This is a genomic window from Microcoleus sp. A006_D1, assembly GCF_036702805.1.
Classification (GTDB): Bacteria; Cyanobacteriota; Cyanobacteriia; order Cyanobacteriales; family Microcoleaceae; genus Microcoleus.
The window spans coordinates 565,533-587,554 of sequence record NZ_JAUBVZ010000001.1 but is presented as its reverse complement, the minus strand read 5'-3'; the positions used below and the strand labels follow the sequence as shown (position 1 = coordinate 587,554).

The following is a 22,022-nucleotide window of genomic DNA, read 5'->3' as shown; positions in this document are numbered from 1 at the left end:
AGCCATGAATTTTATCAACCCCAAAACCGACTTTGCCTTTAAAAAAATCTTCGGCTCGGATGACAGTAAAGACATTTTAATTAGTTTCTTAAATGCTCTCCTCTACGAAGCACAGCCAGTCATCGAAGATTTAGAAATTATCGACCCCTATTTAGCTCCAAACATTAAAGGTATCAAAGACACTTACCTGGATGTAAAAGCCAAGATTAATGGTGACAAAACTGTGATTATTGAAATGCAGGTTTTGAATGTAGAATACTTTCAGCAGCGGGTTTTGTATAATGCAACTAAAACATATTCAATGCAGCTAAGCACAGGAAGTGGCTACAGCAAGTTAAACCCTGTGATTGCTCTGACGATTACAGATTTTAAAATGTTTGAGAACATGGACACAGTGATTTCGCATTTTATCTTCAAAGAAAAGACATTTTTAGTAGATTATCTAGCAGATCAATTTGAGATGGTGTTTGTGGAGTTACCAAAATTCAACAAGGAACTAGATGAATTAGAAACCTTGACAGATAAGTGGATATACTTCATGAAAACAGCTCAAGCTTTACAGGCTGTTCCAGAAGAATTGGGAAATGTAGAGGAACTGAAACAGGCTTTTAAAATTGCCAGTACAGCAAATCTAAATGCTCAGGAACTAGATGAGTTAGATAAGCGAGAAATCTTCATTCAAGACCAGCGTGGCTCCATTAGTCTAGCTACCAAAATAGCCCTTGCAGAAGGAATCGAACAAGGCATCGAACAAGGCATCGAACAAGGCATCGAACAAGGCATCGAACAAGGCATCGAACAAGGCATCGAACAAGGGATCAAACGAGGACAGTTGCAATTAGTTGTTCGTTTATTGGAGCGCCGTGTCGGGCCGCTGTCGTCGGAGATTCAAGCTCGCATCAGTCAGTTATCCGCTGAGCAATTAGAGAATTTAGGAGAGGCTGTTTTAGATTTGGCGAGTATGTCAGATTTGACCGATCGCTTGCAGACATATTCTTGACGAAGGTAAAAAAAGGGTTGGTCTCTAGCCCGCCCTTCGTCTCCTTCAAAAGCGAACTGAGGAACAAGCAAGAGTTGTGAAATGGGCCAGGAGAGCTCAAAACCCCTGCAAATAGCCCGATCGAGCTAATCTGCAACTCGTCATGTCCCCACCCGTATTTGAGAAATGCTGAAACCCTGCTGGACAATTTTCGATTTTAGCTCTTAGAGTTGAGTGTTACCCTCTTAACTAGAAAGATCTAAAGTCGAAAATCTATGACCAAATTTGTGTTTGTGACCGGCGGCGTGGTTTCCAGTATCGGCAAGGGAATTGTCGCTTCTTCCTTGGGCCGCTTATTGAAGTCCCGAGACTATTCTGTCTCGATTTTGAAGCTAGACCCCTATATTAACGTTGACCCCGGCACTCTCAGCCCATTTCAGCACGGAGAAGTCTTCGTCACCGAAGACGGCGCGGAAACAGACCTGGATTTGGGGCACTACGAGCGTTTTACCGATACTTCCATGTCTCGCCTCAACAGCGTCACCACGGGTGCCATTTATCAAGCGGTGATTAATAAAGAACGCCGCGGCGAATATCAAGGGAGTACGGTGCAGGTGATTCCCCACATCACTAACGAGATTAAAGAGCGTATTTTTCGTGTAGCAAAAAATACCAATCCAGATGTGGTGATTACGGAAATCGGCGGAACCGTGGGAGACATTGAATCTTTGCCGTTTTTGGAGGCAATTCGCCAGTTTCGCAAGGATGTCGGGCGGCAAAATGTTTTGTATATGCACGTCACGCTGATACCTTGGATTCCGTCGGCTGGGGAGATGAAAACTAAACCGACTCAGCACTCGGTGAAGGAGTTGCGGTCGATCGGTATTCAACCAGATATTCTAGTCTGTAGGTGCGATCGGCCTTTACATTTGGGGCTGAAACAAAAATTGTCGGAATTCTGCAATGTGTCCGAAGAATGCGTCATCACCGCTCAAGATGCCAAAAGTATCTACGAAGTGCCGTTGATGATGGAACAGGAAGGTTTGGCGGAACAAACCATCAACTTGCTGCAACTCGAACAGCGGCAACCCGATTTGACTCAGTGGCAAACCTTAGTCAAGCGGCTTTACAGCCCCAACCACAAAATTGATATTGCTTTGGTTGGCAAATACGTGCGGTTGAACGATGCTTATCTTTCCGTTGTCGAAGCTTTGCGGCACGCAGCAATCTCGATCGGCTGCGACCTAAATTTGCACTGGATTAACTCAGAAGATTTAGAATCGGGAAACCTCGATAACTATCTCAAAGATATGAACGGCATTGTGGTACCCGGAGGTTTTGGGATTCGGGGAGTAGACGGCAAAATAGCGGCGATCGAATATGCCAAACAGCATAAAATACCATTTTTGGGATTGTGTTTGGGGATGCAGTGTGCTGTGATTGAATGGGCTCGCAACACCGCCCAACTAGAGAATGCCAACAGCGCTGAATTTGACCCAGATACCGCAAATCCGGTAATTAATTTATTGCCGGAACAGCAAGATGTAGTCGATTTAGGCGGTACAATGCGACTGGGTTTGTATCCGTGCCGCGTCAACCTAGACACCCTCGCTTTTAAACTTTATCAGAAAGAAGTCATTTACGAGCGCCACCGCCACCGCTACGAATTTAACAACGCCTACCGCAATCTTTTCTTAGAATCAGGTTATGTAGTCTCCGGGACATCTCCCGACGGCCGATTGGTAGAAATGATCGAATTACCCAATCATCCTTTTTTCATCGCCAGTCAATTTCACCCCGAATTCCAATCTCGACCAAGCGCCCCGCACCCATTGTTTCAGGGGTTTATCCAGGCGGCCAGCACCCAGGGAAAGCAGGATGTTTTAGAAGCTGAGGCTCGCGACTTGGTGGCGGGGAAACTTGCCGGAAGTTAATCTGCCCTAAATGTGCGATCGATTAGTTCTGGTATATTAGAAGTCTGTAGGGGCGGGTGAGTGCAGACAATATTCAAATAGGGCAGATAGTCGATCGTACTCTCACCCCCCAGCCCAACAATCGGATTTAATTGGGGTGGCACTTACCAGACACGATATCGGGCAGCATTCTCAACGAGTGAAAAACCTCACCTCCTGGCCCTAGCATAGGAGTTGGGGGGCTAGTACCCGAAGGGAGAAGACAGAAGGTAAAAATTCTTAGTATTTTTACTTAACTTTTTAGCTGAGATTTCAATGGTGATACCAGTTTCAAAAAAGAATGCAACTGTAGGCAATATCCAAACCCATACAGAATCTGTCATTCCCAATCTAGAATATAAAATCTAAAATGGTATGAGTTGTCAAACTATCCTAAAATACCAGGAAGCGCAGGTTTGAGGAGGTTTTTGTGGCGTATTGGAGCAAATTTACTTATGAGAAAAGTACATACATAATTGACCTTGACACTATTAGTGCTTTTTCTAGCGAACTAGATAACAAGCGTATCACATTTTGGCTGCCTAATAGCAGTCAGCCGATTATCTTGAATCCCCAAGGCAATCATGAGGCTTACAGGCAAATTCTCGAATACATCAAAAAAACGATCGATCGCAATTCTAAAGGTTCGTGGATTAAAATTAATTATGACCGCAAGGAATTTGCGATCGATCTCAGTAGAATTAGCTCTTTTGCTTGCGAACAGAACGGTCGGCTAATCAGCTTTTGCCTGCCAGACAGCGCCAATAATATTATTCTCATGCGCGAAGGCAACTCGGACGATTATCAAAAAATTCTGGATTACATTAAAAATACGACTGGACACTCTCTGCTATGAAGAAGTCATTAGTCATTGGTCATTAGTCATTAGTCATTAGTTATTAGTCATTAGTTATTGGTCATTAGTTATTAGTCATTAGTTATTAGTCATTAGTTATTAGTCATCAGTCATTAGAGCAATTTGCCACGCTAATTTAGCTGCGCCTACCATGCCTGCTTGATTGCCCAATTTTGCAACTAATAACTGCAAATCTTCGCGAGAACTCGGCAGCACCCGCCGCTCTATTTCGGCTCGAACTGCTGGTAAGAAAAACTCTGCACCTGCACTAATTCCGCCACCGATAATAATAGCTTCCGGCGTTAAAACATAAATTATACTTGCTAAACCGATACCGAGATAGCGCCCGTAATTTTGCCAATATTCTAAAGCTTTGTCATCTCCAGACTTAGCTAGATTTGCTAATTCTAGGGGTTCTAAACCCGTTTCGCGGCGAATTGCTTGCACCGAAACGTATTGTTCTAAGGAGCCACGATTGCCGCTATTGCACTCTGGGCCGTCGGGATTTATGGCAATTAATCCGAGTTCTCCGGCGGCACCTTGATGACCTGAAAATAGTTTGCCATCTAGGATAACTGCGCCGCCGACACCTGTACCTAAAGTCATTAATATTAGGTTTTTAAAGTGCTTTCCTGCACCTAACCAAGCTTCTCCTAATCCGGCACAGTTGGCGTCATTTGCTAATATTGTCGGTAGTCCTGTTTTGGCTTCCAACCAGTCAGCGAGGGGGACGTTGTGCCAGTTTTTGAGGTTGATTGCGACTCTGACTATTCTGCCGGCGGCGTCTGCGGGGCCTGGTGTGCCGATGCCGATCGCACTTATTCGATCGCCCTGGGGACTTTGAAGTTGTAAAATAGCATCGGTGATGGCGGCTAACACGGCTTCAGGCGTTGCGGGTTGAGGAGTTGGTACTGTTAAGGATTGGTGACAAATGCCGTCTGCGGTAAATCTGCCGAGTTTGATTGCGGTGCCGCCTAAGTCGATGCCGATTACTTGTGCCATGAGGATTTGAGATTGTGGATGCAAGGATTGGGGATTAATCCTCATAGTATCAACAGATTGTAGGGTATACTGCGTGCACCTTACAGATTGCAGGAATTATTTCGGTGTAACCCTTTCCGCACAGTGGTGCCATAAGTCGTAATTCGTATGTTAGCCGATCGCCTGGATATTGCCGATCACACCCAAGCGCATCAAGTAGAGTGGGTAGTTAGCGATCGTACTGAAGGCGATCGGGCTAAATCTCTAGCAACTTGCCCAATTCATAAATTTTCAGTTATATTAAAACATATTTAACAGGGATACAAAATCATGATGTTGTCAACACTTCTGACCGTAGCATCAGTAGTTTTAGCTGCTCTCTTAACATACACGCAACTCAAACTCTCAAAAGTTAAAAAAAATTTACGTAAGTATGACACAATCTTGTCCAAAGAAGAATTTGAAAAGCAATTAGATTCAAATATAAATCTCAAACAAACGGAACTCGACCAGATAGTCGGCGAGCAACAGAAACTAAATGCTCAAATCAAAAAAATCCAGCAAAAACTCAATGAAGTTCAAGAAGCAGAAACCGTTCAATCTTTTGGATTTTATCAATCTAAGTATAATTTTGGTAGTTCTGAAGAATATAAAGTCAGACTTGATCAAATCAGAAGCCAACAAAGTCAAATGCTCAAAAATAAGACTGCTGCCATCTGTCATATACCGTGGACAGTAGATGGCAGTAAAACAAAAGGTAAAAAACTGACCGATGACTTTCTCACACTTATACTGAGAGCATTTAACGGTGAGTGCGATGCTGCAATTCTTCAGGTTAAATATAATAACGTCCAAAAATTAGAAACCAGGATCAACAAAGCTTGTCAAACCATTAACAAATTATCAGAAAGTAATCGCTGTACAATCATGCCTACGTATCGCGACCTCAAACTAGAAGAACTCTTTCTGACCCATGAATTTCACGAGAAGAAACAAGCAGATGCCGAAGAACAGCGAAGAATTCGAGAGCAAATGCGCGCGGAAGAGAGAGAACTTCGTGAAATAGAAAAAGCGAAGAAAGAGGCGGAACAAGAAGTAAAAAGCCGCGAAAAAGCTTTAGAACAAGCTCGTCGTGAAATGGAACAAGCTGCTGGCAAACAAAAAGAACAACTAGAGGCTAAAATCCAAAAACTCAGTCAACAACTTGAAGAGTCCCTTGGTAATCAAAGGGCTATATCTCGCGCTCAGATGACAAAATCTGGTCATATATACGTCATTTCAAATATTGGTTCTTTTGGGGAAAATGTTTATAAGATAGGGATGACACGCAGATTTGAACCGGAGGAACGGATTAAAGAACTAAGTGGAGCGTCAGTGCCATTTCCTTTTGATATTCATGCAATGATTTCTTGTGAAAATGTGCCAGAAATTGAGAATTTGTTACATAAATATTTTCGCGATAAGAGCGTCAACAAAGTTAACGAACGCAAGGAATTTTTCAAGGTATCATTGGATGAAATCGCCTCTGCCGTTGAAAAGATTGCAGCAGAAACTAAAACTGTAAAAAAAGATGCGATTCAATTTATTAAAGTTGCCGAGGCAGAACAATATCGCAAAACGCTAGCTATAGAATGCGGAGAAACCCAGCCTCCAGATTCAAATTATACGCCCAGTTGGGATGAAGAAGAGTCTGATGAAAACGAATAAAAAATGCAAAGGCTATGGAGTCCACCTAATGGCAATCTGTCGAAGCGTTTAACCAATATCCGCAAGTTATTATTACTTTCACTCAGCCATGCTTTTGTACAGGATTTCTAACCAACTTTACCCAAACCCGTCATACTTTTTTCGATTCATCCGATTCACCCTCCACACCTCCACGATTCCCATCCCCAGAAACACCCAAACCATCCCCAGCAAACACCGCCTCAATCACATTCCCATACCCACCATCATCCTCAACCACCGGCAGCGGAAATCGCCTCAAAATCTTCCGCCCAATATCCCCCGCCACCTGCGACAATTCCCCGCTACCAATTCTACCCAACAATCCCAGCCTGCGCGCCAATTCCTGAAGCGAAGCCACCGCATCCGCAGCAGCCGTGTCATCATGTTCGCCCTCAAACAATCCAGTCCCAAACCGTCGCAACCAAGCCGCCAATTCACCATCTCTCAGGCGTTTTGCGATTAAGAATCCCGCTACATCCCCTCGACTCCAGCCGGCATTCACCCCTTCGAGGATTTCCATGAATTTCGACTCGTATTCCGCGTCTGTTAGGGTGGGGCGGGGCGCAGGTGGTGGTGGTGGTGGGGGTGTGCTTCCCAATAGGCGCTGGATTAGTCGTTTGAGGAATTGCCAAATTTTGTTTAGCATTTGTGGGGTTTTGATGGGTGGTATTTTCTATTTTAGTCTGGTTTCAATTAATCGGGACTTACGCACCAATATCTAAGAAACCGGGTTTTTTACCTAATCTTCGGGCTATAGCGAATAATTTTCGTAAAAACCCGGTTTCTGGCCACTCGTGAATATCGAACCGGGTTTTTTATACCAATTGGAAAAAGTGTTGCTACAATTGTTAGTATTATAAAAATTATCTTTCTATTTGCATAACCCCCCGTCGGACACGGCAATCCCTCCGCTTCGCTTAGCCCATTGGTGTCAAATTAAGCCTTACAACTTTTGTATTTCTCGTTTATAGCCGAGGCTTCTTCCCCCTAAATCCCCCGAAAGCAAGGGGGACTTTGAGAAGATTCTTGTCCCCCCCTTTTTAAGGGGGGCTAGGGGGGATCTAGCCTCAGCGGTAAACAGCAGTCTGTAACTACGTTTGACGTTAAGTTAACACCAATGGGCAATGCCGTTTCCCTACAAATGAGATCCTCTAATTTCTATATACCAATATTTTTAATAATTGGTATAACTAGGTGGTTACAAATAAACCTTACATGGGAAGGGCGAGTTTTGCACTCATACACTCGCTTGTATAGGAGTGATGTTAGCTAAACCCGCCCATAACAAGATTGAGCTTAATATTGAGGAACAGACGAATCTACTTCTTGACTCCAAGCAGTAATCCCGCCCTTAACATTAATCCCCTCAATTCCTGCTTCCTTCAAAATGCTCAAAGCCTTCGCAGAACGGCCGCCCATTTTGCAATGTGCAATCAAGCGATGTCCGTTCAACAATTCCTTGACCTTAGCAACACCTGCGCCGTGTTCGATATCCGGTAAAGGAACCAAAACTGACCCAGGAATTTGAGCAATTTGATACTCGTTAGGATTGCGAACATCCAACAAGACAAAATCCTTGGCGCCGCTGTCAATTAACTTTTTAAGTTCGGTGACAGTCATCTCGGAAATTTGTTGTTGCTGTTGCGCTTCCTGTGCTCTAGCTTGAGGAATGCCGCAGAATTGTTCGTAATCGACTAACTTTTCAATTACCGGGCGCACTGGATTCGGCCGCAATTTCAATTGGCGGAATGTCATGTCTAAGGCATTGTACAGCAACAATCTGCCGCTTAAAGTAGTTCCTTGACCTAAGATAATCTTGATAGCTTCCGTTGCTTGGATAGAACCGATAACTCCGCACAAAACGCCTAAAACGCCGCCTTCCGCACAGGAAGGAACCATCCCAGGAGGGGGGGGTTCTGGGTACAAATCGCGGTAATTCGGGCCGCCTTCGTAGTTAAAAACAGTTGCTTGTCCTTCAAATCGGAAAATGGAACCGTAGACGTTGGGTTTGTTCAAAATCACCGAAACGTCGTTCATCAAATAGCGAGTCGGAAAGTTGTCCGTACCATCGATAATAATATCGTAGGGAGTGGCAATGCCGATCGCATTTTCGGAACTAACGCGAGTCTCGTACAAATCAACCTGACAAAAAGGATTGATTTCTAAAATCCGATTTTTCGCCGACTCAATCTTCGGCTTCCCAACCCAAGAAGTGCCGTGAATTACCTGGCGCTGCAAATTAGAATGGTCAACAACATCAAAGTCTACAATCCCAATGCGGCCAACACCAGCGGCTGCTAAATACAGCAGCAGCGGCGAACCGAGGCCTCCCGTACCGACGCAGAGCACACTCGCAGCTTTGAGACGCTTCTGGCCTTCCAATCCAACTTCTGGCAGGATGAGGTGGCGAGAGTAGCGTTCGTATTCTTGTTTGTTGAGCTGGATCTCGTCCAGATTAGGATTTAGCATGATATTCTGTATAGTGCCGATTTTGAATTATATCCTATCTGAATCTTTGGCATTTTTGCGTGTTTGTGATTTTTAGTAACTATTTCTTAATCTGAGTCGGTTCGACTGCGAGAATTTCCTCTGCTTGAAAGTTCCCCTCTCCGTCTAGACTCCAACTGCGGAGGTCTTCTGAACTGCCTTGTCGCACGGACACGATGATGTAAGAGTATTGCGCCCATGCCATTGTCCGATCGCACTCCGAGGGCACTGCGGCACAATCTGGGTGAGAATGGTAGATGCCGATGATGTCTAAATTGCGATCGCGCCCATGTTTCATCGCCCGCAACATATCTTCAGGTTTAATAGCATATCTTCGTTTTTCTGTCAATCCTGTTTGTTCCGGCCAATTATCCTCAGCTTCTGCACTCCAAGCATTGTCAGTCGGCCAAACTTCTACTAAAGTTTTAACGCCAGCAGTAACTCGACCAAGTAACAAACCGCAGCATTCTTCGGGATAAGCCCTTTCGCCGTGGCTGCGGATTGATAATAGCTGAGATTCGGTAAGTGCTATATTTTGCATTTTTTTATAGGCTTTTTTTAATGAACCGCGAAGACGCTAAGGACGCGAAGGAGGAAAGGAGAAGGGAAGGGAGATTTTATAATTGATTTGGGATTTCTCTAGCTGTTTGCAAAACAGTTCTATAAGCAATCACAGCTTGAGTCTGATTATCATATCCGACATATTGACTCAACACGGAAAAGTCTAACTCTGGCAAAAATTCACTACTGGAAATTAACTCATAACCAGAATCTCGCAAACGGTAAAGAGAAAATCGGTCATTCGCCCAAAACCAGACTTCAGGAACCTGCAAACCTCGATACACATCGAGTTTGTCAACACCACCGCTAGTTAGAGCAATTTCCATCACAATATCCGGGACTTCTGCAAGCAAACCCAAACAATAACACTCGTCTGGTTCCGCACCCCGTCTCACAACTTCGCGGCGAAATGTAGCACTTCCGTAACCGTTGAGATTAATTAGCCTTTCAACTGCATAGGTTTCGATTAACCGGGCAATAATCTTTTTGAGTCTTTCGTGTTCTGGCGAAGTCGTCATAATGATTTCTAACGTTCCTTCTAAGTAAGTCATCCTGGGGAATTCATCGGCAAACATATCGGAAAGTTGCTCGTATTGTTCCCAAGTCACATCATATAAAATAATGCGCTGTTCGGTTGCTGGTTCCAGTGTTTTTGGATCTAAAAGTAGCATAATTAATTACCTGCACTTAGATGTCTAAACGTTAGATTTTCTGATCTTCTCACCCTTATTCTCTGTGTTCTCTGTGCCCTCTGCGGTTCACAAAAAAAGTCAATTTAGCTAACTAACAGTAGGGTGTATCAGGCGAAAACCCTTAGCCTGTAGTCAAAACATTCAAACCTGACGCACCCTACAATAACTATCTAGCCCCCAATTGCTATCAAGTCGGAGTTTGCTGCAATTCTGGCCGTTCGTCTGGGACGATCGCATTTTCGACTGGACACACCTGCAAACAAATGCCGCAATCTATGCAGGTATCGAAGTCAATCCAATACCAATCAGTACCTTTGACGTTTTTGCCGGGGCCGGGGTGAATGCAAGCAACCGGACAAGCGCCGACGCAATCAGCAACTCCTTCGCAAATATTCGTAACGATAGTGTGCGCCATGTTTCTATTTTAGATTTTGGATTGTGGATGAGAAATTAGCAATTGGTAGTTAGCAATTAGGTTTCAAAAAATCCTAATTTACTGTTTCAATTGTTGGGGAACCTTCGGCATTTACCCAGGCAATTTGAGCAATTCTGCGATCGCGCGCGTAGTCCCTAGCAGCCTCCTCTGTCTCCCGACTTTCCAAATCTATCTCCACCCGAGCTTGGGGAGTAGACTCTCGGAGTTTGCGGGCATAATCAAAGGCCGCCGCCGCCGCTTCTGGAGTTTGAGGCACCACCAACCATTCGCTGGCTGGTGTCTCCGTGGGCAATTTACCCTCTGTCAGCAACACTTGGTGCAAATCTTCAATGTTCAGACAAAACCCGATGCCGGGGGAATTTTGCCCTTGGGGGTCGAACAGTCCTAGCAGTTGGTCGTAGCGTCCGCCTTGTCCTAAAACTCGCTGTCCTGTTTTGCTGCTGCTGACAACTTCAAACACTATTCCAGTGTAGTAGTCAAAGGTTTGAATTAAACTCAAATCGAGGTGGATGTGAGATTTCAAATTGGGGATTTTTGCTTGACATTTGTGCAGCAGTTCGATCGCACATTTGAGATTATTTAACGCGGCTTGCTGTGGCAAATCTAAATCCAGCTTTGCCACCACCTGCAATACATCTTCTGGGCGGCCGCGCAAGTCAAATAACAGCAGAGCTCTTGATCGCAATTCGTCCGACAGCGGCAAGGTTTCCAAGGCGATGCGATCGAGATTTGCGATCGCCGATCGCACTTTTTGGCGCACATTTGGCGGAAACGGTTCTAGCAAAGTTGCAGTCAAGCCCGCTTCTCCCAGCACCAAATGCCAGTCATCAATTTCTAAGCTCTGCAAGCACTCAGACAGCAGCAGCAGCACTTCCGCATCGGCAACGCTCCCGCCCGCGCCGAGCAGCTCGACCCCGGCTTGATAGAACTCCTGTTGCCCGCCTGAGCCAGTATCCGGGCCTTTGCGGAAGACGTTCGCGTTGTAGTAGAGGCGCTGGGGCTGCCAGCGCGTCCCGGACATCCGCATCGCAGCCGCCCGCGCGATGGATGCTGTCAATTCTGGCCGCAAGCCGAGTTCTCCATCCTCAGCGTCTTGGAGTTGAATTAAGGTCGATCGGTCGATCGCACCCCCAGCCATCAACGTCTCCAGCCTCTCTAGAGTAGAAGTAATAATCCGGTGATAGCCCCAGCGGTGAAAAACCTGCTGCAAGCGCCGTTCGATCGAATTTTTTTGAGCAACGTCAAGGGGCAATAAATCTCTTGCACCCGATGGGGGTTGGTAAACCATATCAATTTTAGAGTTTAGACTTTAGATTTGCGATTGACCTTAGAAGCTTAGCTTGAGAGACGGTGTTAAAGTCGAACGCCGTAAGCCTAACATTCGACTTTAACAAATTCAGGTATCAACAATACGCTTGGGTTCAGAACACCGGGCGCTTGAAACCGCCGTATTATCTTTTCAACGATTCAAAACTGACAACTGACAACTACCAACTGACAACTGACAACTGACAACTTTTTATTTCTTCGTCCCGCCAAACAAACTTGCAAAAAATCCCGGTTTCTTCTCACTTTTTTTAGCCTTTTCCAAAGCTTGTTCCAGCTTTTTCTTCACCTCCAAAGCCGTAGGTTCTTCGGGATCTGATGCCAAAGCTTTTTGCACTTCAAGTTTTGCCATTGTGGCTTGACTTTGTTGAAAGTAACACATGGCTAACAAAGCGTGAGCTTTGCTGTGTTTCGGTTCGCGTTTCAGGGCTTCTTTCAACTCCAAAGTTGCTTTGGCGTAATTTTTGCTGTCCATAAATCCTTGAGCTCGGACGCAAGATCGATCTGCCAGGGAGTCTATTGGGGGTTTGACCGACGGCTGTTGAGTCACCGGGTCTTGTTTTGTTGTTTTCGGATCTACAACTTTTGGATCTTCTTTTTTTGGGGGTGGCGGAGGTGGCGTTACACCAACGCCAAGGCGCTCTTTTCGCAGCAGGTAAACCATGTTGAGTTCGCTAATTTGAGCGATCGCCTCTTGGGTTTCCGCAACCGACTCGTACTGCTTGAGAGCGAGTTTGCCCACTGCTGTTTTGTAAGCTTCTTCCAAATCTTTAGCTGTAGCTAACTCTTTGGCTGCTGCACTTTCGATTTGCATTTTCGCTTGTTCTTTAACCAGGCGCTTGCTGATGGTTCCTAATAGCAGGTTGTATTCTTTGCGATCGCTTTCCTTAGAGAATTTGTTGTAGGCCGGATTGACCACTTTTGACAAAAATTGGTTAGCCCAATCTTTATCCGCTTGGTCTTCAAAAGAGCAAGTATCCGAATGCAAGCGGCGGGCGATTTTCATGTAGCGCTTGCGGATGTCGCTCAACTCGGAGTCTAAGGGAATTCCCAAAATTGCGTGCTGATCCGTAAAATCGTACTTGAACAGCCCTTTTGTCATTTCAAAAGACATAACTTTTACTCTCGCTTTCCTGGCTTTTGACTATTCTTTAATGTAGCCTGAGTCAAGGGGTTATGACCCCCGTACTATCCCTGAGCTCTTGTTGCGGGCGTGCTACCTCCAGGAAGATAAGGGCGGAACTGCTAGCAGTGCGCTGCTGAGTTCGGCGTGGATTTTGCCGTTTGTGGCCAAAACTCGACCAGAGTTCATCTCAAAGGCACTACCGTCATAGGCTGTGACTTCACCTCCGGCTTCGGACACGATCAGTACACCGGCTGCTACGTCCCAAGGGGCGAGTCCCCGTTCCCAATATCCGTCCGATCGCCCGCAGGCTGTATGTGCGAGGTCTAGGGCAGCCGAACCGCTGCGCCGCACGCCTTGGGTGAGGTGGGTGAGGTGACAGAATTCGGCATAGTTATTGTCTGCTGTTTCGCGCCGATCGTATGCGAAGCCGGTCACTAGCAAGCTGGTTCTCAATTCTGAACTTTGGGAAACTGCGATCGACCTCCGGTTACAGGTTGCTCCCAATCCTTTGCCCGCCCGAAACAATTCGTTATGCAAAGGGTCGTAAATTACGCCAATTTGTGGTATGCCGTCGATTAAAAGTCCGATCGACACAGCGTAAAAAGGATATTGGTGAGCATAATTGGTTGTACCGTCCAAAGGGTCGATCGCCCACAGGTATTTGCTAGTTGCATCTCCTAATTTGCCCGATTCTTCGGCGAGGATGGCGTGTTCGGGTACGTGGCGGCCGAGAATTTCTAAGATGACTGCTTCTGAGGCTTTGTCGGCTTCTGTGACTAAATCGCCCGATCGGCCTTTTTCTTGAATGTTTTCTAATTTGCCGCAGAAAGATTGCAGCACGGAACCGGCAGCGAGGGCTGCTTCGGTGGCTATTTCTAAGTAGTTTTGGAGTTGATTATCTGTCATTATGAAGGAAGAAGGAAGATGGAAGATGGAAGATGGAAGAAGTAAGAAGTAAGATGGAAGAAGTAAGAAGTAAGATGGAAGATGGAAGAAGTAAGAAGTAAGATGGAAGATGGAAGAAGTAAGAAGTAAGATGGAAGAAGTAAGAAGTAAGAAGACGCGAAGGACACTAAGAAAAAGGAAACAAGGAAGAGGGAAGAATAATCCTAATGCCAACTGCCAACTGCCAACTGCCAACTGCCAACTGCCAACTGCCAACTGTCAACTATTTCTGATTTTGCTGGCGAAATTCTGCCGGAGTTTGTCGCAAAGCTCGTTCTGGATTCCACAGGCCTTTACCCATGAGTCTCGCCCATTCTTGAGCGTTGATCAGTCGCTGTTGATATTTGGTGTTGGGCGATCGCACTGAGGCCAAAACATAACCTTCTTTGATTAGCTGTTCGTTGAGCAAAATTTTGTCTTGCCACAAATAGGCTAGTTTGCGATCGAACCTGTCTTTCTCTTCGATGTCTGATTCTAATAATACTTGTTTTCCCCCAGTTAGCTGTTCTAGTCTTTGTTTGGCTGCTTCTCCCCAAGGTTGCTGTTTTAAATCTGGTGCATCAATACCAATCAGCCTGATTTGTTCTAATAAGGCGATTTTGTCGGCTGTACTGATAACTTCGATTGTTTGCCCGCTGACGGCCCTTTCTACTTTGGCGATCGTACCTTGGGGTATTTCTGGTTTTTGGCAGCTAGCTAACAACACGCAAAGGGCGATCGCAAATAACCTATAAAGCAGCATGGGTAATTGGGAATTGGGAATTGGGAATTGGGAATTGGGAATTGGGAATTGGGAATTGGGAATTGGGCGAAGCGTAGTGATGGAGAATAAAAGTTTTCAGTTTCCGAATCATAATTTTCCGAGTGTAGTGCTGTCCCCAAAGAGCGATCGATCCGTCCCCACTCGGGTTATAATTCCGATCTAACCAGATTTGAGATCATTCTTCATCCAACGGCAAACCGAATCTAACTTTACCTTTACCGAAATAGCGGCCGAATTGCAATTCGTACACTTCATCTTCGTCTTGCGTCTCTACCTCGATGTTGGAACGGGGATAGCAGACGCACAGCAAAGCATAACCTTCTTTTTGCAGTTCCACAGAAAGTCCCATGGCTTCGGGCTGGTGCAGTTCCCCCGATTTGACGCGCACCGCACAGGCGGTACAAGCGCCGTTGCGGCAGGAAAAGGGCAATTCTACGCCTTGGTTTTCGGCGCTTTGCAGGATGTAGCGGTCTTCGGGTACTCGCACTGTGTGGCGATCGCCCGTTTGTCTGTTATGAATTTTAATTGTGTAAGAGCGAGTCATAGGGATTTTAGATTTTAGATTTTAGATTGAAGAATTGGGGATTTGGGGGTCAAATCCTTGATGTGAATGGGTTTGCCACACAGGGAAGCAGAATCCTACCCGCCCGTTTGACACCCTACCCACATTAAACAACAAATTTATGCCGTTACCCCTTCCCAAATCAGATTTGTTCTGCTAAGATAGTTTAGCTGTGGCTGAATGGTTTCATTTAGCCCTGGAGAGGTGGCCGAGCGGTTGAAGGCGCACGCCTGGAAAGTGTGTTTAGGGCAACTTAACGAGGGTTCGAATCCCTCCCTCTCCGTTACTCAAGCTGTTAGGGAAAAAATAACAGCTTGTAAAAAAAAATCTCTTGTATGAGATAAATACTTTAATTAGATCGCCCTTGAGTTTTTTTGATAAAAGTCTGGGGCGATCGCTTTTATATTTTTGAGTGTAAATTACGGGCTATTTGAGTATTTTAGGTGCAGGTTAGAAGTCCACCCACCAGAAAATTGAGTATTTTAGGGGCAGGCTTCTAGCCCGTTGCTAACATCAAATAGCTATGGAACGGGCTTCTCGCCCCTTGCTAAAATTAGTGCAAGATATCAGTGCGATCGAACTTAGCACCGATGAGATTTGCCCCTCGAAACGAAGTACCCTCAGCATTTGCAATCTCTCCAACAATAGCAGAGAAAGACACCAACGCCAACCAAAGATACAGCAGCGACAGCAAGCCGAAACACGTACCCAAAAACAGTTTCTGAGTGCTCAAAAAAGCGCTAGCCGTTGCAGAAAACAAAAAAGCTGCTGCATAAGTCGCAACACTTCGGGCCGCAGCGATCGCCACCTTAGCAAATTGGCGACGAATCCGGGAATTCACAAAAAACATTAACACCCCGCCGATCGCCATTCCAGCCACAGCAGCCTGAGAATTATTGTTAGTTGCAGTCCCAGCATAGAAAAATCCCAACAAAGCCCCTGATAGAATAGCAGAAATTGTCCCCGCAAATCTACCGATTTTTGAGGTTGGTGGCTGTGTGCGGGCGATCGCCCCAGCAATCCCAGCAGCGCTCAAAACCCCATACAGCAACAGCACAAAAGACCAACTCCGAGACTCCGGTATTTGTCCTTGGGTACTCAAAATTAGCCGACTCACAACATCGCCCACAATCACACAAATCGCGATCGCCCCAGCACTCAAAACAGCAATCTGTCGCCCAGAAACCCCAATTTTCGCACCAATAAAATTCGCACCCTCCAACTGAGCATTTCTAAAATTGCAGCCGCGAACATCCGCACCGCCAAAATCCGCACCATTCAAAACTTGTCCTTTGAACGATCGATTTCGCAAAACTTGATTGCTAAAATTATTGACATCCGAATGATTCATATTTCCCTCTCATCTCTTCCTAGCGCTTACGCGCTGCTTCGCGTACTGCGTCTTTTGCGTCTAAGCGCTTCGCGCAGGCTGCGCCAACGCGGTTCATTAAAAAATATCCCTCACAAAATGAAACTAACCAATCCGCTCAAAATCAAACACATTGCACACATTCTCGGTTTCGGAATCTTGCTCGCACCAATACTAATTTATAACATTCCCTACTTTTCGCGTCCAGCACAAACCAACGAAGTGCGATCGCTCTTTCAAGGAATAGCCTACCGCAGGGAATTCCGCTCAAATCCGCGTCCCATCATAATTCACATTGTTAGCATCGATCTCAAGGCCCCAGGAATCGGAATTTTTGTCACTCCCGGAAGCGCCACACCCGATTTAACAGAAACCAACGCTCGCACCGCTACTGAATTTCTCAAAGAATTCAAATTGCAACTAGCAGTCAACGCCAATTTCTTTTATACCTGCATCGAAGAAGCACCTTGGGATTATTATCCCCGCAGTGGCGATCGAGTCAATAATGTCGGACACACCATTAGCAAAAGCCAAGCTTATTCCCAACCAGATCCAAAATTTCCCGCCCTTTGTTTTGATGCCAAAAACCGCGCTCAAATAATCGAAAACGGCACTTGTCCCCAGGGAACAGCCTATGCGGTTGCGGGAGATACCGTGCTGGTGAAAAATGGCAAATCTGTACCACAAAACCCGGAAAAAAGCAAGGATGATAAACCTTATCCGCGAACAGTTGCGGCGATCGACAAAAAAGGCGAAAAATTGTGGTTCATTATTGCAGACGGTAAGCAGAGGCTTTACAGCGAAGGGCTGAAGTTGAGCGAAATCACAGAGATTTCGATGCAGTTGGGAGCCGATACAGTGCTGAATTTGGACGGTGGTGGTTCGGTAACTTTGGCAGTAGCATCACCATCAGGAGCAAAACTGTTGAATGCTCCGATTCAGAACAAAATTCCCATGCAGGAACGTCCAATTTCTAATCATTTAGGGTTCTATGCGCGGGAGAATTAGGGCTGCAAATTGTTGCACAGGAACTGGCAAATATTAACAGATATTAGTTCCGATGAGTGAAGTTGTTGCAAATCTTCATCGGCGAGATCGTGGCCTGCGCCGTCAGCAGCCTGAATCAGTTGGATTGCTGCGGGATAACGCGAATTTTTCCAGGCGGCTAAGCTGACAATCCGGGCTTTGGAGATTAATGCTTTGGCTTTGACGCTTAATTGGAGAGTCACAGATAAATGGCTAGTCGGTAATTGCACGGAGATTGCATATCTTGACTTTACCAGAAGTGCGATCGGCATCACCGCCAACCAACCTAAATCTGGAGTATCCTAATTGCATATTGTTTAAATTTTGACTTAAATGCAAAAATTTCTAAAAGAGCTAGGGCAAAAAAAGACCAACCAAGAGAAGTTTTCATTTAGACCAGACCCAAAAATACTGATAGCATCACTAATAGTGACGGCGATTAACTTCAGCCTTGGTCAAATCTCCATATTTCTATCATTCCAAAATGGTGTCTCTGCAATTTGGCCGGTAGCTGGTCTTTCTCTAGCTAGTTTGCTGCTGCTAGGCCCACGTATTTTACCTGCTTGCATACTCGGCGAATTCCTGGTTAACGTAACAAGTGCTTACCCGCAAGACTTTTTAACCAGTGGTTTAATTGCTCTTGGCGATGGTGCTGACTCGTTAGCAGCAAGTTTTCTGATTAATCACTTTGTTAAACACCGAAATTTACTAGATAGATCGCAGGATGTTTTCAGATTCCTGTTGCTGCAAATACCCACGCCTTTGATCAGCAGCACCCTCGCCGCTACCGTACTGTGTCAGCGAGGAATTAGTCCCTGGAGTGCTTACCCAGAAGTTTGGCGGAGTTGGTTTACAGGAATCATTACTGGTACGATGATTGTGACGCCAGCAATCCTCGCCTGGGCTCAGAAATCCAAGCAGTCCGAAAAACTTCGGCCGCAACAGATAGCCGAATTTGCGATTTTGCTGCTGTTGCTGGTTGTTATCACCAGAATTGCTTTTTGGCAAAAGTACCCCATCGAGTACATGATGATTCCGCTGCTGATTTGGTCGGCATTTCGATTCGGATCGCGGCAATCGACTTTGCTGGTGGTGATTGTTTCGGCGATCGCAGTTTTTGGAACAGCCCGCGGTTTGGGTTCCTTTGTCAGACCATCCGTCAACGAATCGCTGTTGCTGCTGCAATCTTTTATCGGTGTAGTCGCCGTTACAACCTTTGTTTTATCTGCCGTAATTAACGAAAATAGACAGGCAGAAGCTAGACTAAAAAAACTGAATAACGAGTTAGAACACCGAGTAGAAGAACGCACAGCCCAACTGCAAGAAGCTAAAGAAGTAGCTGATAATGCTAATCAATCGAAAAGCGACTTTCTCGCCAATATGAGCCACGAACTTCGCACTCCCCTGAACGGCATTTTGGGCTACGCTCAAATCATGAACCGTTCCCAATCTTGGGGAGAAAAAGAGCGCAACGGTGTCAGCATTATTCACCAGTGCGGTTCCCATCTTTTGACACTAATTAATGACATTCTCGACCTCTCCAAAATCGAAGCAGGCAAATTAGATTTACACTCAAAAGCTTTTCATTTCCCCTCTTTCTTGCAAAGTATTGTTGAAATTGTTCGCATCCGCACCGAACAAAAACAGATTGACTTGATTTATCTCCCCGATGCTGAACTTCCCGAAGGCATAGAAGCCGATGAAAAACGCTTGCGCCAGGTATTGATTAATTTACTGGGAAATGCGGTCAAATTTACCGATCAAGGCAGCGTAACTTTCAAGGTAGAAGTCATGAAATGTGAGTCATCGCCGTATTCCCAATCTGCAATCGCCAATCCAAAATCCAAAATCCAAAATCGCTCGATTCGGTTCCAGATTGAAGATACAGGTGTTGGCATGACTCCCGATTCGTTATCAAAAATATTTACACCTTTTGAACAAGTAGGAGATACCAGCCGCAAAACAGAAGGAACCGGATTAGGACTGGCAATTAGCACTAAAATTGTTAATTTAATGAGTAGTGAAATTGAAGTTGCAAGTGATTTTGGCAGCGGCAGCACCTTCGCTTTTACCGTCGATTTTCCGTTAGCTGCTGACTGGGTAAATGCCGCCGCCACCGCTACCGGGAAGCAGATTCTTGGCTATCAGGGAACTCAGAAAACTATTCTCATCGTCGATGACAACTGGCAGAATCGTTCAGTGATTGTTAGCCTGCTGGAACCGCTTGGTTTTGCGGTAGTCGAAGCTGAAAATGGCGAGGATGGGTTAGCGAAAGCAGCTCAAATCCAGCCAGATTTAATCATCTCTGATTTGTTGATGCCTGTGATGGACGGTTTTGAAATGCTGCGGCAGTTGCGGAGTTCTGAATCATTAAAACACTTGCCTACTGTCGTCTCATCAGCATCTGTTTATGAGATGGACAGGCAAAAAAGTTTGGATGCTGGCGGTGATGATTTTCTGCCGAAGCCGGTGCAGCTTGAGGAATTATTTTCGATCGTGCAAAAGCATTTGCAAATTAAATGGAAGTACCAGCAGACAGCCTCAACTGAAACTACTGGCGAACAATTAGCACCTAAACCTATATCTAATTTACCTCTGGCAACTTCAGCAATGACAATTCCTGCACCGGAAGATTTAGTTTTGTTGCTGAAATTAGCGCAGCAGGGCCGCTTGAAAAAACTGACTGAAGAAGCTAAGCGCATCGCACAACTCGACAAGGGTTATACTCAATTTATGCAGCAAATTCTGCAATTAGCAAAGAGCTTTCAAGCTGATAAAATCGAAGACTTGCTCAAGCAGTATATGAACTAACTGGGGAAAATATTTATGTCAGAAGCTGAGTTGATTTTAGTAGTAGACGATACGCCTGCTAATCTGGACGTGATCTCCGAGGCGTTGACGGATGCGGGTTATGAAGTTGCGATCGCCATTGACGGCGATCGAGCTCTCAAGCAAGTTCAGTATACACTGCCGAGTTTAATTTTACTGGATGTGATGATGCCGGGAATTAACGGGTTTGAAACCTGCCGCCGCCTCAAAGCTTCAGCAGTTACAAGGGATATTCCTGTAATTTTTATGACGGCTTTGTCGGATACAGCAGATAAGATTAAAGGATTTCAGCTAGGTGCTGTTGATTATATCACTAAACCTTTTGAAGAAACGGAGGTTTTGGCGCGTGTCAATACTCACGTGAAACTGCGAAATCTGAATAAAGAATTAGAACAGCGAGTAGCCTCACGCACGGCGGAACTAACTGCTGCTTTGGTACAAGTCAAGCAATCGCAGCTTCAGTTAATCCAGAACGAAAAAATGTCGGCTTTGGGCAATTTAGTCGCTGGTGTCGCTCACGAAATTAACAATCCAGTGGGTTTTATTTATGGCAATATCAAGGAGTTGAATTTGGCGCTCAAAGACATCATTGACCATTTGCAGCTTTATCAGCAACAATGTCCGAATCCGGGGAAAGATATTGAACTCCACGCCGCAGACGTTGATTTAGAATATGTGTTGCACGATACAGCAAAGATGTTGTCATCTATGGAGATGGGATGCGATCGCCTGCGCAACATCAGCACTTCCCTCCGCACCTTCTCCCGCGCCGATACGACGGTGAAAGTCTCGGCTAACATCTGCGACGGCATCGACAGCACGCTGATGATTTTGCAGCACCGCCTGAAAGCTCAAGATATTCGTCCCGAAATTAAAGTTATCAAGAAATATGGTAATATTCCCCCGGTAAAATGCTATTTGGGACAACTAAATCAGGTGTTTATGAATCTGCTTTCAAATGCGATCGATGCTGTAAATGAGTGCAGTTACGGACGCAGTTATCATGAAATTGAAGCGGCTCCTAATACGATTACTATTACCACAGAATTAACTGAAGACGCAGAAAGTGTTGTCGTTAAAATTAAAGATAACGGTGAGGGGATTTCAGAGGATGTAAAAGCGCAGATTTTTGACCACCTGTTTACTACGAAATTAGTTGGTCAAGGGACGGGTTTGGGTTTGTCTATTAGCCGCCAGATAGTGGAAGAAATACACGGCGGTTGTTTGACTTGCTCTTCTGTGTTGGGTGAGGGGGCGGAATTTGCGATCGCACTGCCGATCGACTAATGCGATAATTTAGAACGATCCCCGGTGGCTATTTAATTGCTCTGGATGTGCAGCCTCTGTTTGGCGGTGACGCTGACTACCAGGCTAAGTATACTCGACAGATCGCACAATTTTTTC

General features: G+C 45.4%; 22 protein-coding genes and 1 tRNA gene. 10 read left to right on the top strand and 13 right to left on the bottom strand.

Annotated features, from left to right (window positions below; translation table 11 throughout):
• Window positions 1-4: 4 nt before the first annotated feature.
• The 3 genes from QUB68_RS02445 (at window position 5) to QUB68_RS02435 (ending at window position 3,787) form a co-directional block, all read left to right on the top strand.
• Window positions 5-1,000, top strand: coding sequence for an Rpn family recombination-promoting nuclease/putative transposase (locus tag QUB68_RS02445; RefSeq protein WP_332989037.1), 996 nt, complete (start codon window positions 5-7; stop codon window positions 998-1,000).
• 254 nt (window positions 1,001-1,254) lie between these two features.
• On the top strand, window positions 1,255-2,913 hold the full coding sequence (locus tag QUB68_RS02440) for a CTP synthase (protein WP_332989035.1): 1,659 nt from the start codon (window positions 1,255-1,257) through the stop codon (window positions 2,911-2,913).
• 448 nt (window positions 2,914-3,361) lie between these two features.
• Window positions 3,362-3,787 (top strand): hypothetical protein, encoded by a 426-nt coding sequence (locus tag QUB68_RS02435; RefSeq protein WP_332989033.1) that lies wholly within the window; start codon window positions 3,362-3,364, stop codon window positions 3,785-3,787.
• 99 nt (window positions 3,788-3,886) lie between these two features.
• On the opposite strand, the gene QUB68_RS02430 is transcribed toward QUB68_RS02435, so the two are convergent.
• Window positions 3,887-4,789: an ROK family protein gene (locus tag QUB68_RS02430; RefSeq protein ID WP_332989224.1), complete on the bottom strand. Its 903-nt coding sequence runs from the start codon at window positions 4,787-4,789 to the stop codon at window positions 3,887-3,889.
• Window positions 4,790-4,936: 147 nt separating this feature from the next.
• On the opposite strand from QUB68_RS02430, the gene QUB68_RS02425 reads away from it, so the two are divergent.
• Window positions 4,937-5,083 carry a hypothetical protein gene (locus QUB68_RS02425; RefSeq protein WP_332989031.1) on the top strand — a complete coding sequence of 49 codons (147 nt, stop codon included), beginning with the start codon at window positions 4,937-4,939 and terminating at the stop codon, window positions 5,081-5,083.
• Between the two features lie 15 nt (window positions 5,084-5,098).
• The gene (locus QUB68_RS02420) at window positions 5,099-6,475 is read left to right on the top strand and encodes a DUF4041 domain-containing protein (protein WP_332989029.1); all 1,377 of its coding nucleotides are present in this window, start codon (window positions 5,099-5,101) and stop codon (window positions 6,473-6,475) included.
• Between the two features lie 130 nt (window positions 6,476-6,605).
• On the opposite strand, the gene QUB68_RS02415 is transcribed toward QUB68_RS02420, so the two are convergent.
• The 9 genes from QUB68_RS02415 to QUB68_RS02375 all read right to left on the bottom strand — a co-directional run bounded on the left by QUB68_RS02415 (window position 6,606) and on the right by QUB68_RS02375 (window position 14,808).
• Window positions 6,606-7,142 (bottom strand): hypothetical protein, encoded by a 537-nt coding sequence (locus QUB68_RS02415; protein ID WP_332989028.1) that lies wholly within the window; start codon window positions 7,140-7,142, stop codon window positions 6,606-6,608.
• 650 nt (window positions 7,143-7,792) lie between these two features.
• A complete protein-coding gene (moeB, locus tag QUB68_RS02410) occupies window positions 7,793-8,965 on the bottom strand; it encodes a molybdopterin-synthase adenylyltransferase MoeB (protein ID WP_332989026.1) in 1,173 nt (390 codons plus the stop codon).
• Window positions 8,966-9,044: 79 nt separating this feature from the next.
• Entirely contained in the window at window positions 9,045-9,524 is a 480-nt protein-coding gene (locus tag QUB68_RS02405) for a M67 family metallopeptidase (RefSeq protein ID WP_332989024.1), read from the bottom strand.
• 76 nt (window positions 9,525-9,600) lie between these two features.
• On the bottom strand, window positions 9,601-10,215 hold the full coding sequence (locus QUB68_RS02400) for a Uma2 family endonuclease (protein ID WP_332989023.1): 615 nt from the start codon (window positions 10,213-10,215) through the stop codon (window positions 9,601-9,603).
• A gap of 208 nt (window positions 10,216-10,423) precedes the next feature.
• On the bottom strand, window positions 10,424-10,651 hold the full coding sequence (locus QUB68_RS02395; protein WP_194010874.1) for an indolepyruvate ferredoxin oxidoreductase subunit alpha: 228 nt from the start codon (window positions 10,649-10,651) through the stop codon (window positions 10,424-10,426).
• A gap of 73 nt (window positions 10,652-10,724) precedes the next feature.
• The gene (locus QUB68_RS02390; protein ID WP_332989021.1) at window positions 10,725-11,960 is read right to left on the bottom strand and encodes an ATP phosphoribosyltransferase regulatory subunit; all 1,236 of its coding nucleotides are present in this window, start codon (window positions 11,958-11,960) and stop codon (window positions 10,725-10,727) included.
• Window positions 11,961-12,191: 231 nt separating this feature from the next.
• Window positions 12,192-13,112, bottom strand: coding sequence for a J domain-containing protein (locus tag QUB68_RS02385; RefSeq protein WP_332989019.1), 921 nt, complete (start codon window positions 13,110-13,112; stop codon window positions 12,192-12,194).
• A gap of 102 nt (window positions 13,113-13,214) precedes the next feature.
• Window positions 13,215-14,030, bottom strand: a complete 816-nt coding sequence (locus QUB68_RS02380; protein WP_332989017.1) for an inositol monophosphatase family protein — start codon at window positions 14,028-14,030, stop codon at window positions 13,215-13,217.
• A gap of 262 nt (window positions 14,031-14,292) precedes the next feature.
• Complete coding sequence (locus QUB68_RS02375; protein ID WP_332989223.1) at window positions 14,293-14,808, bottom strand: thermonuclease family protein; 516 nt, start codon at window positions 14,806-14,808, stop codon at window positions 14,293-14,295.
• A gap of 1 nt (window position 14,809) precedes the next feature.
• Here QUB68_RS02375 and QUB68_RS02370 point away from each other — a divergent pair, with 1 nt between their 5' ends.
• Window positions 14,810-14,995: a hypothetical protein gene (locus QUB68_RS02370; protein ID WP_332989015.1), complete on the top strand. Its 186-nt coding sequence runs from the start codon at window positions 14,810-14,812 to the stop codon at window positions 14,993-14,995.
• A gap of 12 nt (window positions 14,996-15,007) precedes the next feature.
• Here the strand turns inward: QUB68_RS02370 and QUB68_RS02365 are convergent, their stop codons facing one another.
• Window positions 15,008-15,376 (bottom strand): 2Fe-2S iron-sulfur cluster-binding protein, encoded by a 369-nt coding sequence (locus QUB68_RS02365; protein WP_332965964.1) that lies wholly within the window; start codon window positions 15,374-15,376, stop codon window positions 15,008-15,010.
• Between the two features lie 216 nt (window positions 15,377-15,592).
• On the opposite strand from QUB68_RS02365, the gene QUB68_RS02360 reads away from it, so the two are divergent.
• Window positions 15,593-15,677: transfer RNA gene (locus QUB68_RS02360), tRNA-Ser, on the top strand.
• A gap of 270 nt (window positions 15,678-15,947) precedes the next feature.
• Here the strand turns inward: QUB68_RS02360 and QUB68_RS02355 are convergent.
• Window positions 15,948-16,745, bottom strand: a complete 798-nt coding sequence (locus tag QUB68_RS02355; RefSeq protein WP_332989014.1) for a pentapeptide repeat-containing protein — start codon at window positions 16,743-16,745, stop codon at window positions 15,948-15,950.
• Between the two features lie 117 nt (window positions 16,746-16,862).
• Between QUB68_RS02355 and QUB68_RS02350 the strand changes: the two genes are divergently transcribed.
• Entirely contained in the window at window positions 16,863-17,771 is a 909-nt protein-coding gene (locus QUB68_RS02350; RefSeq protein ID WP_332989012.1) for a phosphodiester glycosidase family protein, read from the top strand.
• Here QUB68_RS02350 and QUB68_RS02345 read toward each other — a convergent pair.
• Window positions 17,768-17,992, bottom strand: a complete 225-nt coding sequence (locus tag QUB68_RS02345; protein WP_332989010.1) for a hypothetical protein — start codon at window positions 17,990-17,992, stop codon at window positions 17,768-17,770. The genes QUB68_RS02350 and QUB68_RS02345 overlap by 4 nt on opposite strands.
• 130 nt (window positions 17,993-18,122) lie before the next feature.
• On the opposite strand from QUB68_RS02345, the gene QUB68_RS02340 reads away from it, so the two are divergent.
• Together QUB68_RS02340 and QUB68_RS02335 are read left to right on the top strand one after the other, a co-directional pair.
• Window positions 18,123-20,600: an MASE1 domain-containing protein gene (locus QUB68_RS02340; RefSeq protein ID WP_332989008.1), complete on the top strand. Its 2,478-nt coding sequence runs from the start codon at window positions 18,123-18,125 to the stop codon at window positions 20,598-20,600.
• Window positions 20,601-20,615: 15 nt separating this feature from the next.
• Window positions 20,616-21,905, top strand: coding sequence for a sensor histidine kinase (locus tag QUB68_RS02335; protein WP_332989006.1), 1,290 nt, complete (start codon window positions 20,616-20,618; stop codon window positions 21,903-21,905).
• Window positions 21,906-22,022: the final 117 nt, after the last annotated feature.

Excerpts from the sequence above, each read along its gene's own strand:
- QUB68_RS02445 (WP_332989037.1), top strand. The coding sequence starts at position 5 with ATGAATTTTATCAACCCCAAAACCGACTTTGCCTTTAAAAAAATCTTC.
- QUB68_RS02440 (WP_332989035.1), top strand. The coding sequence starts at position 1,255 with ATGACCAAATTTGTGTTTGTGACCGGCGGCGTGGTTTCCAGTATCGGC.
- QUB68_RS02430 (WP_332989224.1), bottom strand. The coding sequence starts at position 4,789 with ATGGCACAAGTAATCGGCATCGACTTAGGCGGCACCGCAATCAAACTC.
- QUB68_RS02425 (WP_332989031.1), top strand. The coding sequence starts at position 4,937 with ATGTTAGCCGATCGCCTGGATATTGCCGATCACACCCAAGCGCATCAA.
- QUB68_RS02420 (WP_332989029.1), top strand. The coding sequence starts at position 5,099 with ATGATGTTGTCAACACTTCTGACCGTAGCATCAGTAGTTTTAGCTGCT.
- QUB68_RS02415 (WP_332989028.1), bottom strand. The coding sequence starts at position 7,142 with ATGCTAAACAAAATTTGGCAATTCCTCAAACGACTAATCCAGCGCCTA.
- moeB (WP_332989026.1), bottom strand. The coding sequence starts at position 8,965 with ATGCTAAATCCTAATCTGGACGAGATCCAGCTCAACAAACAAGAATAC.
- QUB68_RS02405 (WP_332989024.1), bottom strand. The coding sequence starts at position 9,524 with ATGCAAAATATAGCACTTACCGAATCTCAGCTATTATCAATCCGCAGC.
- QUB68_RS02400 (WP_332989023.1), bottom strand. The coding sequence starts at position 10,215 with ATGCTACTTTTAGATCCAAAAACACTGGAACCAGCAACCGAACAGCGC.
- QUB68_RS02395 (WP_194010874.1), bottom strand. The coding sequence starts at position 10,651 with ATGGCGCACACTATCGTTACGAATATTTGCGAAGGAGTTGCTGATTGC.
- QUB68_RS02390 (WP_332989021.1), bottom strand. The coding sequence starts at position 11,960 with ATGGTTTACCAACCCCCATCGGGTGCAAGAGATTTATTGCCCCTTGAC.
- QUB68_RS02385 (WP_332989019.1), bottom strand. The coding sequence starts at position 13,112 with ATGTCTTTTGAAATGACAAAAGGGCTGTTCAAGTACGATTTTACGGAT.
- QUB68_RS02380 (WP_332989017.1), bottom strand. The coding sequence starts at position 14,030 with ATGACAGATAATCAACTCCAAAACTACTTAGAAATAGCCACCGAAGCA.
- QUB68_RS02370 (WP_332989015.1), top strand. The coding sequence starts at position 14,810 with ATGGGTAATTGGGAATTGGGAATTGGGAATTGGGAATTGGGAATTGGG.
- QUB68_RS02365 (WP_332965964.1), bottom strand. The coding sequence starts at position 15,376 with ATGACTCGCTCTTACACAATTAAAATTCATAACAGACAAACGGGCGAT.
- QUB68_RS02355 (WP_332989014.1), bottom strand. The coding sequence starts at position 16,745 with ATGAATCATTCGGATGTCAATAATTTTAGCAATCAAGTTTTGCGAAAT.
- QUB68_RS02350 (WP_332989012.1), top strand. The coding sequence starts at position 16,863 with ATGAAACTAACCAATCCGCTCAAAATCAAACACATTGCACACATTCTC.
- QUB68_RS02340 (WP_332989008.1), top strand. The coding sequence starts at position 18,123 with ATGCAAAAATTTCTAAAAGAGCTAGGGCAAAAAAAGACCAACCAAGAG.
- QUB68_RS02335 (WP_332989006.1), top strand. The coding sequence starts at position 20,616 with ATGTCAGAAGCTGAGTTGATTTTAGTAGTAGACGATACGCCTGCTAAT.